The organism is Gilliamella sp. wkB178 (assembly GCF_001690705.1).
Classification (GTDB): domain Bacteria; phylum Pseudomonadota; class Gammaproteobacteria; order Enterobacterales; family Orbaceae; genus Gilliamella; species Gilliamella apicola_K.
The window spans coordinates 319487-335573 of the sequence record NZ_LZGK01000013.1 but is presented as its reverse complement, the minus strand read 5'-3'; the positions used below and the strand labels follow the sequence as shown (position 1 = coordinate 335573).

The window sequence follows — 16087 nt, the reverse complement described above, 5'->3', positions numbered from 1 at the left end:
GCTAAATCAAGAAACAGTATAATACAACTCCATTGCTATTTACTCAACTAGTTGCGGCGTAATAAAAATCACTAATTCGCGTTTTTGTAACCTTTTACTCGAGTTTTTAAATAAGTTACCAATAATTGGCACGTCGCTCATTCCTGGCACTTTACTATTACCGTTGCCTTTAACTTGTTGAAAAATACCACCGAGTACCACTGTTTCCCCACTTTTTACTTGTACTTGAGTTTTTATTTCCTGAGTATCAATGGCTAGTGCTTCGCCACCATCACTTCGTTTTATTGAACGTCCGGTAGTATTTTGGGTGATGTATAGATCTAAAATCATCTGCTTATCAGTAAGTATTTGAGGAGTGACTTCCAACCCTAAAACGGCTTGCTTAAACTCAATGGATGTAGCTCCATTACTGCCACTAGAAACTTCATAAGGGATTTCAGTACCCTGCTTTATGGATGCCATATTTTGATTCGAGGTTAATAAGTTTGGACTGGCAATAATTTCAAGTTGATTTTCTGATTCTAATGCCGATAACTCAAGATTTAATAAACTTGTCGACAACTTTGCTAAATTAAATCCAACCGTAGTAGTAGGGTTAGCTGCACCCAAGCCAACATCAAATTTATCTAGTAGTTGTGAAGAACGACCTGAATACCCCCATTTAATACCAAGCTCAGACATACTCTCATCACTCATAGTCACAATATGAGCTGATATATGTACTTGTGGCATTGGCTTATCCATTACTTTAACTAACTTTTTAATGCCATCAAATTGTTGATTTAAATCAGTAATAATAAGTGAATTAGTCCGTTTATCTATAACTGCCTTACCCCGTTCTGACAACAATCCTTGCTGTTGAATTGTTTCCTGTAATGTTGTTAAATCAACATGACTAACTGTTAATGATAAAGAATCTAGAGGTTGTTTCAGTTCCTGTTCTTTTTTGGCCAACAACTGTTTTTGATAGGCAATCTCAGGATCGATAGCTTTAGAAACGAATAAAATATTATCTTCAATTTCGGCTTGTAAATTAGCCGAACTCAAAATGATATTGAGGGCTTTATGCCATTCAACTTGTTGTAGTTTAATCGTCTGCTTAATGGATAAATCATCAGTCATGATTAAATTCATCTGTTTACTATCCGCTAAAGCTTGTAAAATAATAGCTATATCAGTTTGATAAAATGCCATTGAAATAAACTGCTTAGGTTCAGTGGTATTGTGTGTTTTTTCTTGGTCGGCTAAACCAATACTGCTATTACCAAAGAAGCTCCCCAAAAATAGTATTACTAAATATTTAGTGACCATAGTTGTTGTAAATTTTTGCAGTCTATTTCGCATGTTAAGCCCTAATATAGGAAAATATTACTTATTTAATGGCATAGTCCATAGAACCGATTCTTCACAAGAATCTGCCAAATTGGCATGCCATACAATTTTGTCAGTAAATAAAGTCTGGATTTGCCATGGAAATAAAACATTGGGAATAACTCCTGCTGTTATCGCTAACCATTGATTATCTGAAAATAACCAAAGCTGCTCATAACTAGCATCACTATTTTTTATCAACCCCTTGAACTGCCAAACTTGTATTTGTTTCAATAAATTAGTTGCTTGTTCATCACATGACATCTGATAAAATGGTGTAAAAGGGTCTCTAACTAAACCCAGCCCGGTATTAATGTACAATCCATTAAAAATCAATAGCAATACCATCACCAATAGCAATTTCACTTATTCCCCTTTTTTAAATAATAAGGTAAAGGCTATTTGTAACTCTGACTCATGTTTACTGATCATTAAATGCTGGAAATCGAGATAATAATAATCATCATTAAACGATGACATCAAAGCCATGAAATCAGCAAATTGACCATTAAGTTCAATGTCCCAATTCACGATATTATCAATTTCATTATGCTTAAAAGTACGTAAAATCAAGTGGTGTTGTGTTAAAGCTTGCGCTAACTCTTTTTCAGAAATCGTAGTTAATAAATGGTTTTTACTAGACTTATAGCGATTTATTTTTGCTTGTAATTGGTCAATTTTAGTCAGGTTTTCATCATATTGTTGTATTAGCTGATCTGCTTGGTGTTTAATATCGTCAATAACCAGTAAATAACCGACTCCAAATAATAATAAAAGAACCAGACAACAACAGGAATATTGCTGCCATAAAGGACGATTAAAAAAATCACTGTTCATTAAGTTTAATATCCATTTCAAATAACAACTGATTAGCATTAGTAGCAACAGAATTAACTTGGCTACGATTAATACTAATGTGTTGTGATAATTGTTCATTGAAATTAGTAATCTCAACATAACTAAAACTATGACCGGTTAAAGTTATAGTGTGTAAAGCATAAGTAAATGACTGCAACCAAATGGCGTCGGGTAATTGGTCAGATATTAATTCTAACGACTGTTGAATTTGTACTTGACTTAGCGATGGATTAGGTAAATAGTTCGATAACTTCTGGATAAGTTTTTGCTGCAAATTTTGCTGTTGAGACACTTGAGAAGAATAATAATCCAGCTTATTTTGTGCTTGGATCCACCAATAGCAAAACAAACAACAAAAAATACCTATAAAGCTGACAACAATTATAGTCAACTGTAATCGTTGTTTTTTTTGCTGCTGTACCCGCCAAGGTAAAAAATTTACTTTACCAGAACCAACATCACTACCAATAAAAGTAACTGCCACATTATATTTTGCAAATATGTCAAGCCAATCATTAACATATTGATGATCACATATTGCTACCATAATCTGTTTCGGTTTCTCCAAACAATCGACATAATCGAAACACACATTTTTCACAGATAATTGAAATAATTTATAGATAGAAGCTTCTACATATAAAATCACCTCATGTAATTTCAATTTTTCATCAGGTAAATCTAATGATTTAATTTGCAAATAGCTTGAGTCTAAATGTAATTCAAACTGGGTGTACCGAGGAATATTCTGCAATAAATCACTCATCAACAAATCGATATCAGTCATATTTTGATAACTATATTCATTCCAGACTGGCTGATTAGTATTAGATAGGTGCCGCACAGACTTAATTACTTTATAACGCAAAATCGTTGGTGCAATATAAATTATAACTAGACTTTTATTCATTAACATCATGAGTGATTGTATTATTAAACAAAAAATATTTATCAAGCTTAATGACTATTGGATAAATAAAAATCAGAAAAAAAACGTTTTGTGCAGTAGCATCCAAAAAAACGTTTAAAATTACACCGAACAAGGCCAATTTCACAGAAATTGTAAAAAAAAGGTTGACTGAAATAAGGCGTGCCTTATAATGCACATCCACACGGTAAGGGTGATTAGCTCAGTTGGGAGAGCACCTCCCTTACAAGGAGGGGGTCACTGGTTCGAACCCGGTATCACCCACCAATCTTTACCGTGACGTTTCAGTAATGAAACATTTTGGGGTGATTAGCTCAGTTGGGAGAGCACCTCCCTTACAAGGAGGGGGTCACTGGTTCGAACCCGGTATCACCCACCAATTTTAGTTGTTTTCTATATGGGTTGTTAGCTCAGTCGGTAGAGCAGCGGACTTTTAATCCGTTTGTCGAGCGTTCGAATCGCTCACGACCCACCACTTTTTTCAGCCAACTATAATCAATTGAATCTAATGCACCCGCAATAAAAATAAGATAAAAGCACCCACGTGTGGGCAAATTCACCCGTAAATATTTCACACAATCTTAAAACTTGATTTCGAGTAACTAAATCACATTAATGGCCAAATAGTTGTTTACAACCTTTATCTAAACCTTTATCACTACTAATCCCTACCCCTTAAACCAGTATACATAACAAATTTTTGCTACGCTTAATTTATATCATTATGATAATAATGATATTATTAACTTATAAAAACCAACAACTAAATTTGTTATTAAGTAAATAACACAAAAAGTTAATTAATTCATCTATACAAAATAAATAAATAGATGCAATATTATGCGATAATAAAATATTACAAGGAATATAATGAAAAAGTTACTTACTACAATTACGCTATGTTTATGTTTTAGCTATCCGGTTTTAGCCGAAGAAGCAGCTAATTCATTATTTTTTGAAAAAATTTATCAAGATGCCATCGAACAAAACACAGCCATTGCTCAACATAAATTAGCTATAGCCTATAATGAAGGTCAAGGTGTAAAACAAAATTATGAGCAAGCAAAAGAATGGTTTGAAAAAGCTGCCAAACAAGGGCTAGTAGAAGCACAATACCGTTTAGCCATGTTATATGATTATGGCCATGGCGTTGAACAAAACTTTGTTACTGCGGCACTTTGGTTTGAAAAAGCCGCTAAACAAGATTATGCCCCTGCTCAATATAAACTTGGCACTATGTATTATGAAGGTCATGGTGTTAAACAGAATTTTTCCGATGCCAAAAAATGGTTTAAAAAAGCCGCAGAGCATGGCGAAGTCGATGCCTTATATAATTTAGGACTAATGAGTGAACAAGGTCAAGGGAGCAAAAAAAATTACCGCAATGCTTTTGAATATTATCAACAAGCAGCCAACAATAATGTTGCTGCCGCTCAATATAGACTGGCTTTCTTATATCAAAATGGCAAAGGCACAACTAAAGATTTAATTCAAGCTGCGACCTGGTATGAAAAAGCGGCCTTACAAGATTATACTAATGCACAATATAATTTAGCGATAATGTTTGCTAATGGTAATGGTGTTAATCAAGATTTAAATCAAGCTAAAACCTGGTTTGAAAAAGCAGCCGATCGCGGCTCTGCTGCCGCTCAATATGATCTTGGCATAATGTATTATGAAGGCGATGCTATTGAAAAAAGTGATGACAAAGCCAAAGAATACTTCAAATCGGCTTGTGACAAAAATATGCGCCAAGCGTGTGAGGCATACAAAAAAATAAATTAAATCAATATAACAGTAACATCAACCAAAAGGTTGATGTTAACTACCCCATAACACAAATGCAACTAATCGGTAAGCAATGTAGAACATAACTATACCAACTAAACCGTCTAAAATTACCCACATTCTTTTTTGTTTAAACAGTGGTGTTAATAACCGCGCACCATAACCAATACCAAAAAACCAAATAAATGAAACACAAATAGCGCCAATCAAAAAAGCTAACTTTTGTTGACTAGTTAAAGTGCCGGCAATACCACCGACAATAACTACGGTGTCCAAATATACATGCGGATTGAGCAAAGTAACCGCCAAGGTTGATAAAACTACATTGATCAAGCGTTTATTTTGAGGATCTTGAGAATCAACTTGCAAACTACTGGTGCCTTGAATAGCACTCTTAAAAGCACCAATTCCATACCATATTAAAAACAGTGCACCTAATATTGCCAATATATTAGTAATTATAGGATTATTACTGATAAAGGTACCTATACCTAATACCCCAATGGTCATTAAAATGAAATCACAAATAAAACAGATAGCTGATACAAAAAAGATATGATTTTTTAAAAGTCCTTGTTTCAACACAAATAGATTTTGTGCGCCAATGGCTATAATTAAACTTCCTGAAATCATGGCTCCACTGAGTATTTCTGCAAACATATTAGGCTAACTCGTAATGTAAAAAATTCGCCATAATATAAAATATTTTAATTATGGTGTCACGTATAACAGTTTTTTTTACATTAAAACATAAAGTTAAATGTAAAAGGCTTAAAAAATTCACATAATTAAAAATTACTATTAATACGTAGCTTATTTAATGTTTCAGTTGTACAATCAAAGTAACATTTCTTAAAAATCTAACTTAGTCGATGCTCCTTGAACTTTTGCTTTTGATTTGTGTAGGTGTAGGTGCCGGTCTTTTAGCCGGTATGTTTGGTATTGGTGGTGGTGCCTTAATTGTCCCAGCTTTGATATTTACATTAGATCATTTTCATCCCGGTGGTCATTGGACTAATCATATTGCCGTTGCTTCATCTTTAGCTACGATCATTGGTACTAGCCTATCATCAAGTTGGGTGCAGAATAAAAATCATAATATAGAATGGTCGATCTTAAAAAAAATGGTGTTAGGGTGCATTATCGGTACTATCGGTGGTTCTTACATTACCCCATATATTCCGGGAGTATGGTTAAAATGGATTTTTATTGTGTTTCTTATTTATACTGGTAGTAAATTTATTTTTAAAACTGACAAAGTCTCTAAAGAACAACCCTCTATTCCCCCTTCATTGAACAACAGTATTTATGTTTTAGTTGGAGCTCTAATTGGAGTTTTTGCGGCATTAGTTGGCGTTGGTGGTGGTGTTCTGGTAGTGCCATTTTTAAAAAAATGCGGAATTAACATGCGTAAAGCAATTGGTACCTCAGCGGCCTTTACCTTACCTGTGGCGGTTGGTGGCACAATTGGCTATATTATTGCGGGTTGGAATATTAAAGGTTTGCCTGAATATAGCCTTGGTTTTGTTTATTTACCAGCAATATTTGCCATCATGTTAGCAAGCATACCAATGGCTAAAGTAGGGGTGCAAATTGCACAAAGGTTGTCGATCAACAAATTGATTAAATTTTTCGGCGTCTTTTTATTATTTATAGCATTAAAACTAATAATCTCTTAGTCATTCATAGAATAATTGCTTAATTTATGAGTAGCTTGTAATTACTGATTTTAAACTACAAAGGTCACAACCAGTGTGACCTTTGTAGTTGATTCCATACAATTAGCTATTTCACTAATAATTATCGGGCATCTTTTACTGATAAGCCCAACTGCCAAACCGCCATCGCATAATGAGTACTGTGATTATAGCGCGTGATCACATAAAAATTTGGTAATCCATACCAAAATTGATAACGATCGCCCATATCTAGTCGCAACAAACTTGCCTCATGATAGCCATCTAAAGAGCTTTGAGGTTTTAAACCAGCTTTGGCTAACGTTTCTACAGAATATTTAGTACTAAAGCCATTATCCAACGTTGGTGCTTGACCATCAGCCATAACGGCGACTTTTTTGTCTCGTTGCCAACCATGTGCTTTAAAATAATTGGCTACGCTACCAATTGCATCCACTGGATCCCATAAATCGACATGACCATCATGATTAAAATCCACCGCATAATTTCTGAATGCAGAAGGCATAAATTGACCATAACCCATGGCACCGGCAAACGATCCTGATAAATCAAATGGATCCACCCCTTCATCACGAGCCATTACTAAAAAGTCTTCTAGCTCGTTAGAAAAATATTCTGCTCGTCTTGGGTAATAAAAAGCCAAGGTTGATAAGGCATCAATAATCTTAGTTTTACCCATGACACGCCCCCAGCCAGTTTCCACACCAATAATGCCAACAATGATTTCTGGCGGTACACCATATTCCTGATAGGCACGTTGTAATTCACTTTGATATCTGTTCCAGAAATCAACCCCTTTAGGTAGATTGCTTGGAGTAATAAATTTATTTTTATAACGGATCCACGCTCCATTAGGTACTGTTGAGGTACCCGTTTTAGGTGCTTGTTTATCCATCAAGTTAATTACCCAATCGAGTTTATTGGTTTGTGCCAACACTTCACGTAATTGCGGACGATTAAAACCATGTTTACTGACCATTCTATCAATGAATTTTTCTTTATCTACCGCCAAAGGAACTTTACTAGCTTCAGTTTGGTCATGATCATGTTCAAGATAAACACCACCTTTAATATTAGTGTGCCCACGATGCTTTTCCATAGGAGTATATGAAGGGCGATCACTACTACAGGCTGTCAATAACATTAACAAACTAATAAAAATAACAATACGCTGCATAAAAAATATCCATATTATAATTAATTAAAAAACACGCATTTTATTAAAAATTTCATACTATTTCACAATATTTGGACATGCTTGTCCTTCAGCTATTTGCTTAATATTAGTTAAAGTCGTTTCCGAAATATTTAATAAAGCTTCTTGGGTTAAAAAGGCTTGATGACCGGTAAAAATCACATTATGACAAGATGACAACCGGCGAAAAACATCATCTAAAATGACATCATTGGATTTATCTTCAAAAAATAAGTCACGTTCGTTTTCGTAAACATCCATGCCTAACGAACCAATTTTAGTCTGTTTTAATGCTTCAATTGCTGCCGTTGCATCGAGTAAAGCACCTCGGCTAGTATTAATAATCATCACACCATTTTTCATTTTGCTAAATGAATCTTTATTAAGTAAGTGATAATTTTCTGGGCTCATTGGGCAATGCAATGTAATCACATCTGCTTTAGCATAAAGTTCATCTAATTCTACATATCGACCACCGAGTTCAACCACTGTATCATTTGGATAAGGATCATAGGCCAGAATATGCATACCAAAACCTTTTAAAATACGAATCACTGCTTGACCGATTCTTCCGGTACCAATTACTCCGGCGGTGCGGTTATGCATATTAAAACCAGTCAAACCATCGAGTGAAAAGTTAGCATCGCGGGTACGTTGATAAGCCTTATGAGTACGGCGGTTTAAAGTCATCATTAATGCAACTGCATGTTCAGCAACGGCTTCAGGCGAATAAGCAGGTACACGTACCACAGTTATACCTAATTTTTTAGCTTCAGCCAAATCAACATTATCAAAGCCGGCACAACGTAAAGCTAAAATTTTGATATTATAATTAGCTAATATTTTGAGAACCTTTTTATCAACTTCATCATTAACAAACACACAAACCGCATCAAAACCTTGTGCAGTTACTGCCGTTTTATGACTGAGTTTATGTTCATAATATTCAATATCGAAGCCAAATTTTTTATTGGCGATTTGTAGATGTTCTTTGTCGTAATGTTTACTACTAAATACAGCAATTTTCATAGAACCTTTCATTCTGCAACACCCCTTTTGCTTGTTTATTAATAGCTAATTAATTGCAACTAAACGTTATTGCTTAGTAATATTATTAAAAATTTTGACATGAATTAACATCTATGATCAATAGACAAATCATTGATGTTTTTTACTAAAAGGTATACTGGTTTTAACGATTATTTTTTTTCTGATGTGCTATGATAGCACTTTGCTAAAAAACTGACCAATATTGTTAACTAATGAATTACGTGCAAAACTCAATAATTAAAACAATTTTCACAACTAAAATGCTAATTTGCATTTTTACTGGTTTTGCTTCTGGTTTACCCTTTTATCTGTTATTACAACTGTTACCGGCATGGTTACAAAGTGAAGGGATTAATATTAAAACTATTGGTGTATTTTCCTTAACTCAGATTCCATATATTTTGAAATTTGTCTGGGCACCGTTTATGGACAATATTTCTCTCTTTAGATTAGGAAGACGACGTGGTTGGATGCTTGCATCGCAAATAGTTTTACTTTTTAGCATAGCAATCTTGGGATTTTTTTCACCTTCTCTAGACATTTGGTTGATTGCCGCACTTTGTTTTATCATTGCCCTATTCTCTGCTACTCAAGATGTCGCTCTTGATGCATTTAGACGAGAATTATTGTTAGATAAAGAATTAGGATTAGGTAATAGTATCCATACCAATGCTTACCGAGTGGCGGGTTTGGTACCTGGTTCACTATCGCTAATATTATCTAACTACTTACCTTGGGATAGTGTTTTTATAATTACTGCCTTATTTATGCTACCAGCAATTTTAATGACACTTGTGGTCAAAGAACCCATGAATCAGGTTCCTAAAACACACCATCTTGAAGATATTATTATAAACCCATTCCGTGAATTTATTACGCGCAATGGCATTAATACTGCCATAATTATTTTAGCTTTTATATTTTTATATAAGTTGGGTGATAGCATGGCGACCTCACTTGCCACTCCATTTTATTTACAAATGGGTTATAGTCGCTTGGATATTGGATGGATTGCCAAAAATGCTTCTTTGTGGCCCAGTGTCTTTGGTGCTCTGCTTGGTGGTATTTTGATGATTAAAATTGGCATTAATCGTGCACTTTGGTCATTTGGTATAGTACAAGTTGTCTCTATTCTTGGCTTTGTTTGGCTTTCTATTGAAGGACCTTTTAGCCAAATTGGTGGTTATCAGCAAATTTTATTAGCAATAGTGATAGGATTTGAAGCTCTGGGGGTTGGTCTCGGTTCTGCTGCTTTTGTGGCATTTATTGCTAAAACAACTAACCCTTTGTATACCGCAACTCAATTTGCTTTATTTACTAGTATTGCATCCGTACCAAGGACATTAATTAATGCTACTACCGGTATTATGGTTGAATATTTAGGATGGACAAACTTTTTTAGTTTATGTTTTATTTTAGCTATTCCTGGTATGTTATTACTCATTAAAGTTGCCCCATGGAATGTAAAATCTTAGGAGAAAGTATGGATAAATTAGCCCAAGCATTCAATTTTAGACATGCATGTAAAAAATTCGACGACACTCAAAAAATTAATCAGCAAGATATAGAATATATATTAGAAGCTGGTCGACTATCGCCATCCTCTTTTGGTATGGAACCTTGGCATTTTATTGTGGTTAATAATAACGAGTTAAAAAAACAATTACGTGCTGTTTGCTACAATCAAGAGCAAGTAACCAGCTGTTCTCATTTTGTGATAGTTCTTTATCGTAAAGCCAATAATTTCACTTTGCAAAGTGACTACTTACGCCGCACTATTGCACGCACTTTACCTGATGCTACGGATCAAACCGCTATTGATATTGCCTGCCAAGCATTTATTAATTTTTACCAACAAGGTTTAGCCGATGGCCTAAGCATCAATCATTGGTCGGAAATGCAAGGTTACATTGCCTGTACCAATATGATGACAGCTGCAGCTTACCGAGGTATTGATTCTTGTGCCATTGGTGGCTTTGAGCATGATAAACTTATTCAGATATTAGAAAATAATATTGCGTTATTTAGTAAGGAAACATTTGGGGTGGGTCTGTGCTTAGCTTTTGGTTATCGAGCTAATGAGCCTGATTCTCACATCCGCTGGCCACTCGCTGATATCACTACTTACTTAACTGAAACAAATTAATCAATAATATTCCGTCGCCCATGGGTGACGGAACTTATTGATAAAAAAGGATATCCCTTTACTTAATCAATTGATATAACGCTTCAGCATCTATTGAAGCTGAATTCATAATAAATGCAATGCCGGAAAGCACATTGCCGATTTGGGGATCATTCACATTCTGTTGTACGGAATTTAAGATCTCTTGCGCCCAATTGATTTTTCGAAGTACTTCCTCTACTTTTTCTTTTGAAGGATTGTTCATCTTATCTCTCTTTTGTTAGGATGTCGCATAAACGATAATCTAAACACCATTTTCAACTAAAGAAATAATTCTTCAGTAATTCAAAAAAAGCGTATTCTATAGATCTACCAACAAAAATAAAACTTAAAAATAAGTAAAAAAGTAAAAATAGAATTAAAGAAATTGAAAATAAAAAGATAAACAACATAAAACCGTATAAATAAATTATTATCGTGATCACCTATTACTACAATAATCAATTCTTTTGCACGATTAAGATTGATAATGTTAGACTTATGCAAAACAAAATTAGCGATTTTGATTAATATTAGTTTTTGAATATTTCTTTTAATTTATTGTTTAAAAAATTGTTTTTAGGCAATGGGTTATCTAATTAAACGCAAACAGATAACCACTAAATAGCCAGTATGTAAAAACAAGGAAGAATTTAATTATGAAAAACAAACATGCACGTTTAATGATACTAGGTTCCGGCCCTGCAGGTTATACCGCAGCCGTTTATGCAGCTCGAGCCAACCTTTCACCAGTACTTATTACCGGTATGCAAGAAGGTGGGCAACTTACCACCACTACAGATCTAGAAAATTGGCCAGCTGGTGCGCCGGACTTAACCGGTCCCGAACTGATGATCAAAATGAAACAGCATGCGGAAAGATTTAATACTGAGATTATTTTAGATCAAATTGATCGCGTTGATTTCCGCCAAAAACCTTTTAAACTCTTTGGTAGTGAAACTGAATATAGTTGCGATGCCTTAATCATTGCTACTGGTGCTTCGGCTCAATATTTGGGATTACCTTCGGAACAAGCATTTAAAAGTAAAGGGGTATCGGCGTGTGCAACTTGTGATGGCTTCTTTTACCGCAACCAAAAAGTTGCCGTAGTTGGTGGTGGCAATACTGCGGTTGAAGAGACACTTTATTTAGCCAATATTGCCAGTGAAGTGCATCTAATTCATCGCCGCGATGGCTTTCGAGCCGAAAAAATACTAATGGATCGCTTAGCAGAAAAAGTCGCACAAGGTAAAGTGATCCTGCACACTCACCGTATTGTCGATGAAGTACTAGGTGACAATATGGGCGTAACCGGTGTTCGCTTACGCAGCACTCAAGATCAAAATCTCACCGAAGAAATTGGCGTGTTAGGCGTATTTATAGCTATTGGTCATAAACCTAATACGACTATTTTTGAAGGCCAACTCGAATTAAGCGGTGGTTACATCAAAGTACAATCAGGCACTCAAGGTAATGCTACCCAAACCAGTATTGCCGGTATTTTTGCCGCCGGCGATGTTATGGATCATGTTTATCGACAAGCTATTACCTCTGCTGGTACTGGTTGTATGGCCGCATTGGATGCTGAGCATTATTTGGATAATCTAAAATAAGTAGCTACTATATCCATGTCATTAGATAAAAATCGGCAAACCTATTTACTTGGTTGGTTAAAGCAATACGCAAAGCTATATAAAACTGATTTACGTATTTCCACTTTAACCGGCTTTGTCTTAACCATTTTAGTGATCTTACAAGCGGCATTATTAGCCATCATTTTACAAGAATTAATCATTGAACAGCACAAATTTACTGATGTTGTTGCTTACTTCTTAGCATTAATTGCAGTATTAATAGCTCGGGCTGGCTTAATTTACATCCGCGAAAAAATTAACTTTGCTATGGGTAATAAAGTCCGCCAGCAAATTCGCCATCAATTAATTAATCAATTAGAATCATTGGGGCCAGCGGCTTTAAATCAAAGCACCATTGGGGCATGGAGCACCTTACTAATTGAGCAAGTTGATAATTTGCAAAATTTTTATGCTCACTATTTACCGCAAATGCGTTTGGCAAGTATGGTGCCGATTTTGATTTGTATAGCAATTTTACCATTTAACTGGACTGCGGCATTAATTTTACTCTGCACTGCCCCACTAATTCCTATTTTTATGATTTTAGTCGGCATGGGAGCGGCTGATATTAATCGTCGTAATTTTAAAGCACTGGCTTATTTAAGTGGTCATTTTTTGGATCGCTTAAAAGGTCTCAATACTATCCGCTTATTTAATCAAGGCGAACAACAAGCCCAAGAGATCCAACAAGCTGCCGAAGATTTTCGGATTAAAACTATGCAAGTATTACGAATGGCGTTTCTATCTTCAGCAGTATTAGAATTTTTTACTTCAATCTCTATTGCCGTGGTAGCGGTGTATTTTGGCTTTTCATATTTAGGTGAATTTCATTTTGGATCTTATAACGGCGTAGTTACTCTTTTTGCCGGTTTTTTTGCCTTAATACTTGCGCCAGAATTTTTTCAGCCACTACGTGATTTAGGTACCTACTATCATGCCAAGGCCGAAGCCATTGCCGCCGCCGATAATATCGAAGCTTTTTTAAATAAACAATCACCATTCTCGAATATCGAACAAGCTAACACTGGCTGTCAACTTAACACACCATTACAAACAATTGAGGCTCAGGATTTAATGGTGATGTCAATTGAACAACAGCCTATAGTCGGTCCTTTGTCTTTTACTTTACAGGCTCCGTTTCAATTAGCACTGATTGGCACCAGTGGTGAAGGTAAAACCTCTTTAATGAATGTGTTATTGGGTTTTTTACCCTATCAAGGCTCACTCAAAATCAATGGTATTGAATTTAATCAATTAGATCTAACTCATTGGCAACAACAAGTTAGTTGGATTGGGCAAACACCTTACCTTATTAACAGTACAATTCGGGAAAATATATTATTAGGAAAACCCAATGCCACTCATGACGAACTTGGGTCAGTGATCGCCAAAGCACAATTAACTGAAGTCATTGCCAAATTACCGCAAGGCCTTGATACTCAAGTAGGTGAAGATGCGGTACGCTTATCCGTAGGGCAAGCGCAACGGGTAGCATTAGCCCGAGCCATGTTAAAATCTTGTCAGTTATTAATTCTTGATGAACCCACTGCCAGCTTAGATAAACAAACCATCGAAAATATAGAGCAATACCATATTGCCGCTAATAGCATCACTATCACGCATCAACTTGATAATATGCAGCAATTTGACCAAGTATGGCAACTGGCTAATGGTCAACTACATTGTAACGTCAAGGGGGATTTATGCTAACAATATTGCGACCTTATATTGCACTGTATAAACACTATTTTTGGCAAATTGTACTTGGTTTATCCTTATCAATTCTTACCCTTCTTGCCAGTTTATTTCTATTATCATTATCTGGCTGGTTCCTGGCTTCTACTGCTTTTGTTGGTGTGGCTGGATTATTTACCTTTAATTACATGTTACCCGCGGCTGGCGTTCGTGGTGCCGCTATTACCCGAACCGCAGCGCGCTATTTAGAACGCTTGGTCGATCATGATGCCACTTTTAAAATTCTTGCTTACTTAAGAACTTCAGCATTTAGAAAAATTCTGCCTCTCAGCGCTAAGCAACTAGCTCAATATCAACGCGCTGATCTACTTAATCGTTTTATTGTTGACATTGATGCACTTGATCACCTGTATTTGAAGCTATTTTCGCCAATTGTGACGGCATTAATCATCATCGTGCTGCTATTTATCGGTTTAAGTAATATTAATTTACCCGTAGCTTTAGTCATCACCATTGTGCTTACCGTCAGCTTACTGGCGGTACCGATTATTTTTTATCAAGCAGGCAAACAATTAGGTATTACCTTAGCGCAACAACAAAGTGAATATCGTCTACAATTAATTAACTATCTTCAAGGTCAAGCCGAACTAACTCTATTTATGGCACAAGTACGTTATCGTACTAAATTAGATGAACTTGAAAGTAAGTGGTTACATAACCAACAACGGCAATCAACATTAATGGCATTATCGAGTGCATTGGTGGTTTTAATTGTTGGCTTATTAACATTATTGGTTTTATGGTTGATTACTCAATACACCTTATCACCTATAGTGGCGTTATTTGTATTTGTTTGCTTGGCCAGTGCTGAAATTTTAGCTCCGCTACCTGGCGCATTTATTTTTTTAGGGCAAGTGTTAACCTCGGCAACGCGGATCACAGCTATTTTTGTTCAAAAACCGGATATTAAATTTGTGGCAAAAGGTCAAGCTATTGATTTAAGCTCAGCTAAATTGCAATTTGAACAAGTTAATTTCAGTTATCCTAAGCAACCATTTGCCGTAATTACCGATTTTTCGTTGACTATTGCTCCCGGTGAACATATTGGCATAATTGGTAAAACCGGTTGTGGCAAATCGACATTATTAAGCTTGATTAATCGTGCTTGGGAACCCAGTTCTGGCAGTATTTACCTTAACGATACCCCAATAAATCAACTTGACGAAGCGACCTTACGCCAAGCCATTGCTGTGGTCCCACAAATTATCACCATATTTAGTGCTAGTTTACGGCAAAATTTACGCATTGGTAATCAACAAGCCAGTGATCAGCAATTAATCGACGTTTTACATCAAGTTGAACTGGACAAGTTACTCACCACGCCAGAAGGATTGGATTTACCACTCGGGCAAGGCGGACGCCAACTATCTGGGGGCGAAATTCGTCGCATTGGTATTGCCAGAGCTTTACTACATAACTCACCCTTAATACTCATGGATGAACCAACCGAAAGCCTTGATCAGCAAACCGAGCAGCAAATCATCAATTTAATTAAACAATCTTGTAAAGGAAAAACGCTGCTGATGGTTACTCACCGTTTAACCAATAATCCCCTGTTTGATCGAATTATTTCGTTGTAATTTTTAGCGGTTTTTATACTGAAACGTACCCTTCTCAGGAAACATCTTTACAGCCAATTACTCGTCG

At 35.7% G+C, this 16087-nt stretch carries 15 protein-coding genes and 3 tRNA genes; 10 read left to right on the top strand and 8 right to left on the bottom strand.

Annotation, left to right across the window (positions count from 1 at the left end; genetic code table 11):
* Nucleotides 1–39 precede the first annotated feature (39 nt).
* Genes pilQ through A9G13_RS05780 form a run of 4 tightly spaced genes read right to left on the bottom strand, consistent with a single transcriptional unit; the run spans nucleotide 40 to nucleotide 3139 of the window.
* Nucleotides 40–1344, bottom strand: coding sequence for a type IV pilus secretin PilQ (pilQ, locus tag A9G13_RS05795; RefSeq protein ID WP_218059169.1), 1305 nt, complete (start codon nucleotides 1342–1344; stop codon nucleotides 40–42).
* A 24-nt stretch (nucleotides 1345–1368) separates the two neighbouring features.
* The gene (locus tag A9G13_RS05790; RefSeq protein ID WP_065556648.1) at nucleotides 1369–1737 is read right to left on the bottom strand and encodes a hypothetical protein; all 369 of its coding nucleotides are present in this window, start codon (nucleotides 1735–1737) and stop codon (nucleotides 1369–1371) included.
* Complete coding sequence (locus tag A9G13_RS05785; RefSeq protein WP_065556647.1) at nucleotides 1738–2208, bottom strand: hypothetical protein; 471 nt, start codon at nucleotides 2206–2208, stop codon at nucleotides 1738–1740.
* On the bottom strand, nucleotides 2198–3139 hold the full coding sequence (locus tag A9G13_RS05780) for a PilN domain-containing protein (protein ID WP_176701954.1): 942 nt from the start codon (nucleotides 3137–3139) through the stop codon (nucleotides 2198–2200). Before A9G13_RS05780 ends, A9G13_RS05785 begins: the two co-directional genes overlap by 11 nt.
* Before the next feature lie 209 nt (nucleotides 3140–3348).
* Here A9G13_RS05780 and A9G13_RS05775 point away from each other — a divergent pair.
* The 4 genes from A9G13_RS05775 to A9G13_RS05760 all read left to right on the top strand — a co-directional run bounded on the left by A9G13_RS05775 (nucleotide 3349) and on the right by A9G13_RS05760 (nucleotide 4942).
* A tRNA-Val gene (locus A9G13_RS05775) sits at nucleotides 3349–3424 on the top strand.
* 36 nt (nucleotides 3425–3460) lie between these two features.
* Nucleotides 3461–3536, top strand: a tRNA-Val gene (locus A9G13_RS05770).
* A gap of 20 nt (nucleotides 3537–3556) precedes the next feature.
* A tRNA-Lys gene (locus A9G13_RS05765) sits at nucleotides 3557–3632 on the top strand.
* A gap of 395 nt (nucleotides 3633–4027) precedes the next feature.
* Complete coding sequence (locus A9G13_RS05760) at nucleotides 4028–4942, top strand: tetratricopeptide repeat protein (RefSeq protein ID WP_065556645.1); 915 nt, start codon at nucleotides 4028–4030, stop codon at nucleotides 4940–4942.
* Nucleotides 4943–4978: 36 nt separating this feature from the next.
* On the opposite strand, the gene A9G13_RS05755 is transcribed toward A9G13_RS05760, so the two are convergent.
* The gene (locus A9G13_RS05755) at nucleotides 4979–5605 is read right to left on the bottom strand and encodes a LysE/ArgO family amino acid transporter (RefSeq protein WP_065556644.1); all 627 of its coding nucleotides are present in this window, start codon (nucleotides 5603–5605) and stop codon (nucleotides 4979–4981) included.
* A 227-nt stretch (nucleotides 5606–5832) separates the two neighbouring features.
* Here A9G13_RS05755 and A9G13_RS05750 point away from each other — a divergent pair, with 227 nt between their 5' ends.
* Nucleotides 5833–6624: a sulfite exporter TauE/SafE family protein gene (locus A9G13_RS05750; protein WP_176701953.1), complete on the top strand. Its 792-nt coding sequence runs from the start codon at nucleotides 5833–5835 to the stop codon at nucleotides 6622–6624.
* A 121-nt stretch (nucleotides 6625–6745) separates the two neighbouring features.
* Here the strand turns inward: A9G13_RS05750 and mltB are convergent, their stop codons facing one another.
* Together mltB and A9G13_RS05740 are read right to left on the bottom strand one after the other, a co-directional pair.
* Entirely contained in the window at nucleotides 6746–7819 is a 1074-nt protein-coding gene (gene mltB / locus A9G13_RS05745) for a lytic murein transglycosylase B (RefSeq protein WP_065556642.1), read from the bottom strand.
* Nucleotides 7820–7876: 57 nt separating this feature from the next.
* The gene (locus tag A9G13_RS05740; protein WP_065557101.1) at nucleotides 7877–8866 is read right to left on the bottom strand and encodes a 2-hydroxyacid dehydrogenase; all 990 of its coding nucleotides are present in this window, start codon (nucleotides 8864–8866) and stop codon (nucleotides 7877–7879) included.
* 281 nt (nucleotides 8867–9147) lie between these two features.
* Here A9G13_RS05740 and A9G13_RS05735 point away from each other — a divergent pair, with 281 nt between their 5' ends.
* Together A9G13_RS05735 and A9G13_RS05730 are read left to right on the top strand one after the other, a co-directional pair.
* On the top strand, nucleotides 9148–10362 hold the full coding sequence (locus tag A9G13_RS05735) for an AmpG family muropeptide MFS transporter (protein ID WP_442902797.1): 1215 nt from the start codon (nucleotides 9148–9150) through the stop codon (nucleotides 10360–10362).
* An 8-nt stretch (nucleotides 10363–10370) separates the two neighbouring features.
* Nucleotides 10371–11033, top strand: a complete 663-nt coding sequence (locus A9G13_RS05730) for an NAD(P)H-dependent oxidoreductase (RefSeq protein WP_065556640.1) — start codon at nucleotides 10371–10373, stop codon at nucleotides 11031–11033.
* 58 nt (nucleotides 11034–11091) lie between these two features.
* Here A9G13_RS05730 and A9G13_RS05725 read toward each other — a convergent pair whose 3' ends face one another.
* On the bottom strand, nucleotides 11092–11277 hold the full coding sequence (locus A9G13_RS05725; RefSeq protein WP_065556639.1) for a hypothetical protein: 186 nt from the start codon (nucleotides 11275–11277) through the stop codon (nucleotides 11092–11094).
* A 433-nt stretch (nucleotides 11278–11710) separates the two neighbouring features.
* Here A9G13_RS05725 and trxB point away from each other — a divergent pair, with 433 nt between their 5' ends.
* Genes trxB through cydC form a run of 3 tightly spaced genes read left to right on the top strand, consistent with a single transcriptional unit; the run spans nucleotide 11711 to nucleotide 16020 of the window.
* A complete protein-coding gene (trxB, locus tag A9G13_RS05720) occupies nucleotides 11711–12664 on the top strand; it encodes a thioredoxin-disulfide reductase (RefSeq protein WP_065556638.1) in 954 nt (317 codons plus the stop codon).
* A 15-nt stretch (nucleotides 12665–12679) separates the two neighbouring features.
* Nucleotides 12680–14395, top strand: a complete 1716-nt coding sequence (gene cydD, locus A9G13_RS05715; protein ID WP_065556637.1) for a heme ABC transporter permease/ATP-binding protein CydD — start codon at nucleotides 12680–12682, stop codon at nucleotides 14393–14395.
* Nucleotides 14389–16020, top strand: a complete 1632-nt coding sequence (cydC, locus tag A9G13_RS05710) for a heme ABC transporter ATP-binding protein/permease CydC (RefSeq protein ID WP_141670871.1) — start codon at nucleotides 14389–14391, stop codon at nucleotides 16018–16020. The genes cydD and cydC overlap by 7 nt, the downstream gene beginning before the upstream one ends.
* Nucleotides 16021–16087 lie beyond the last annotated feature (67 nt).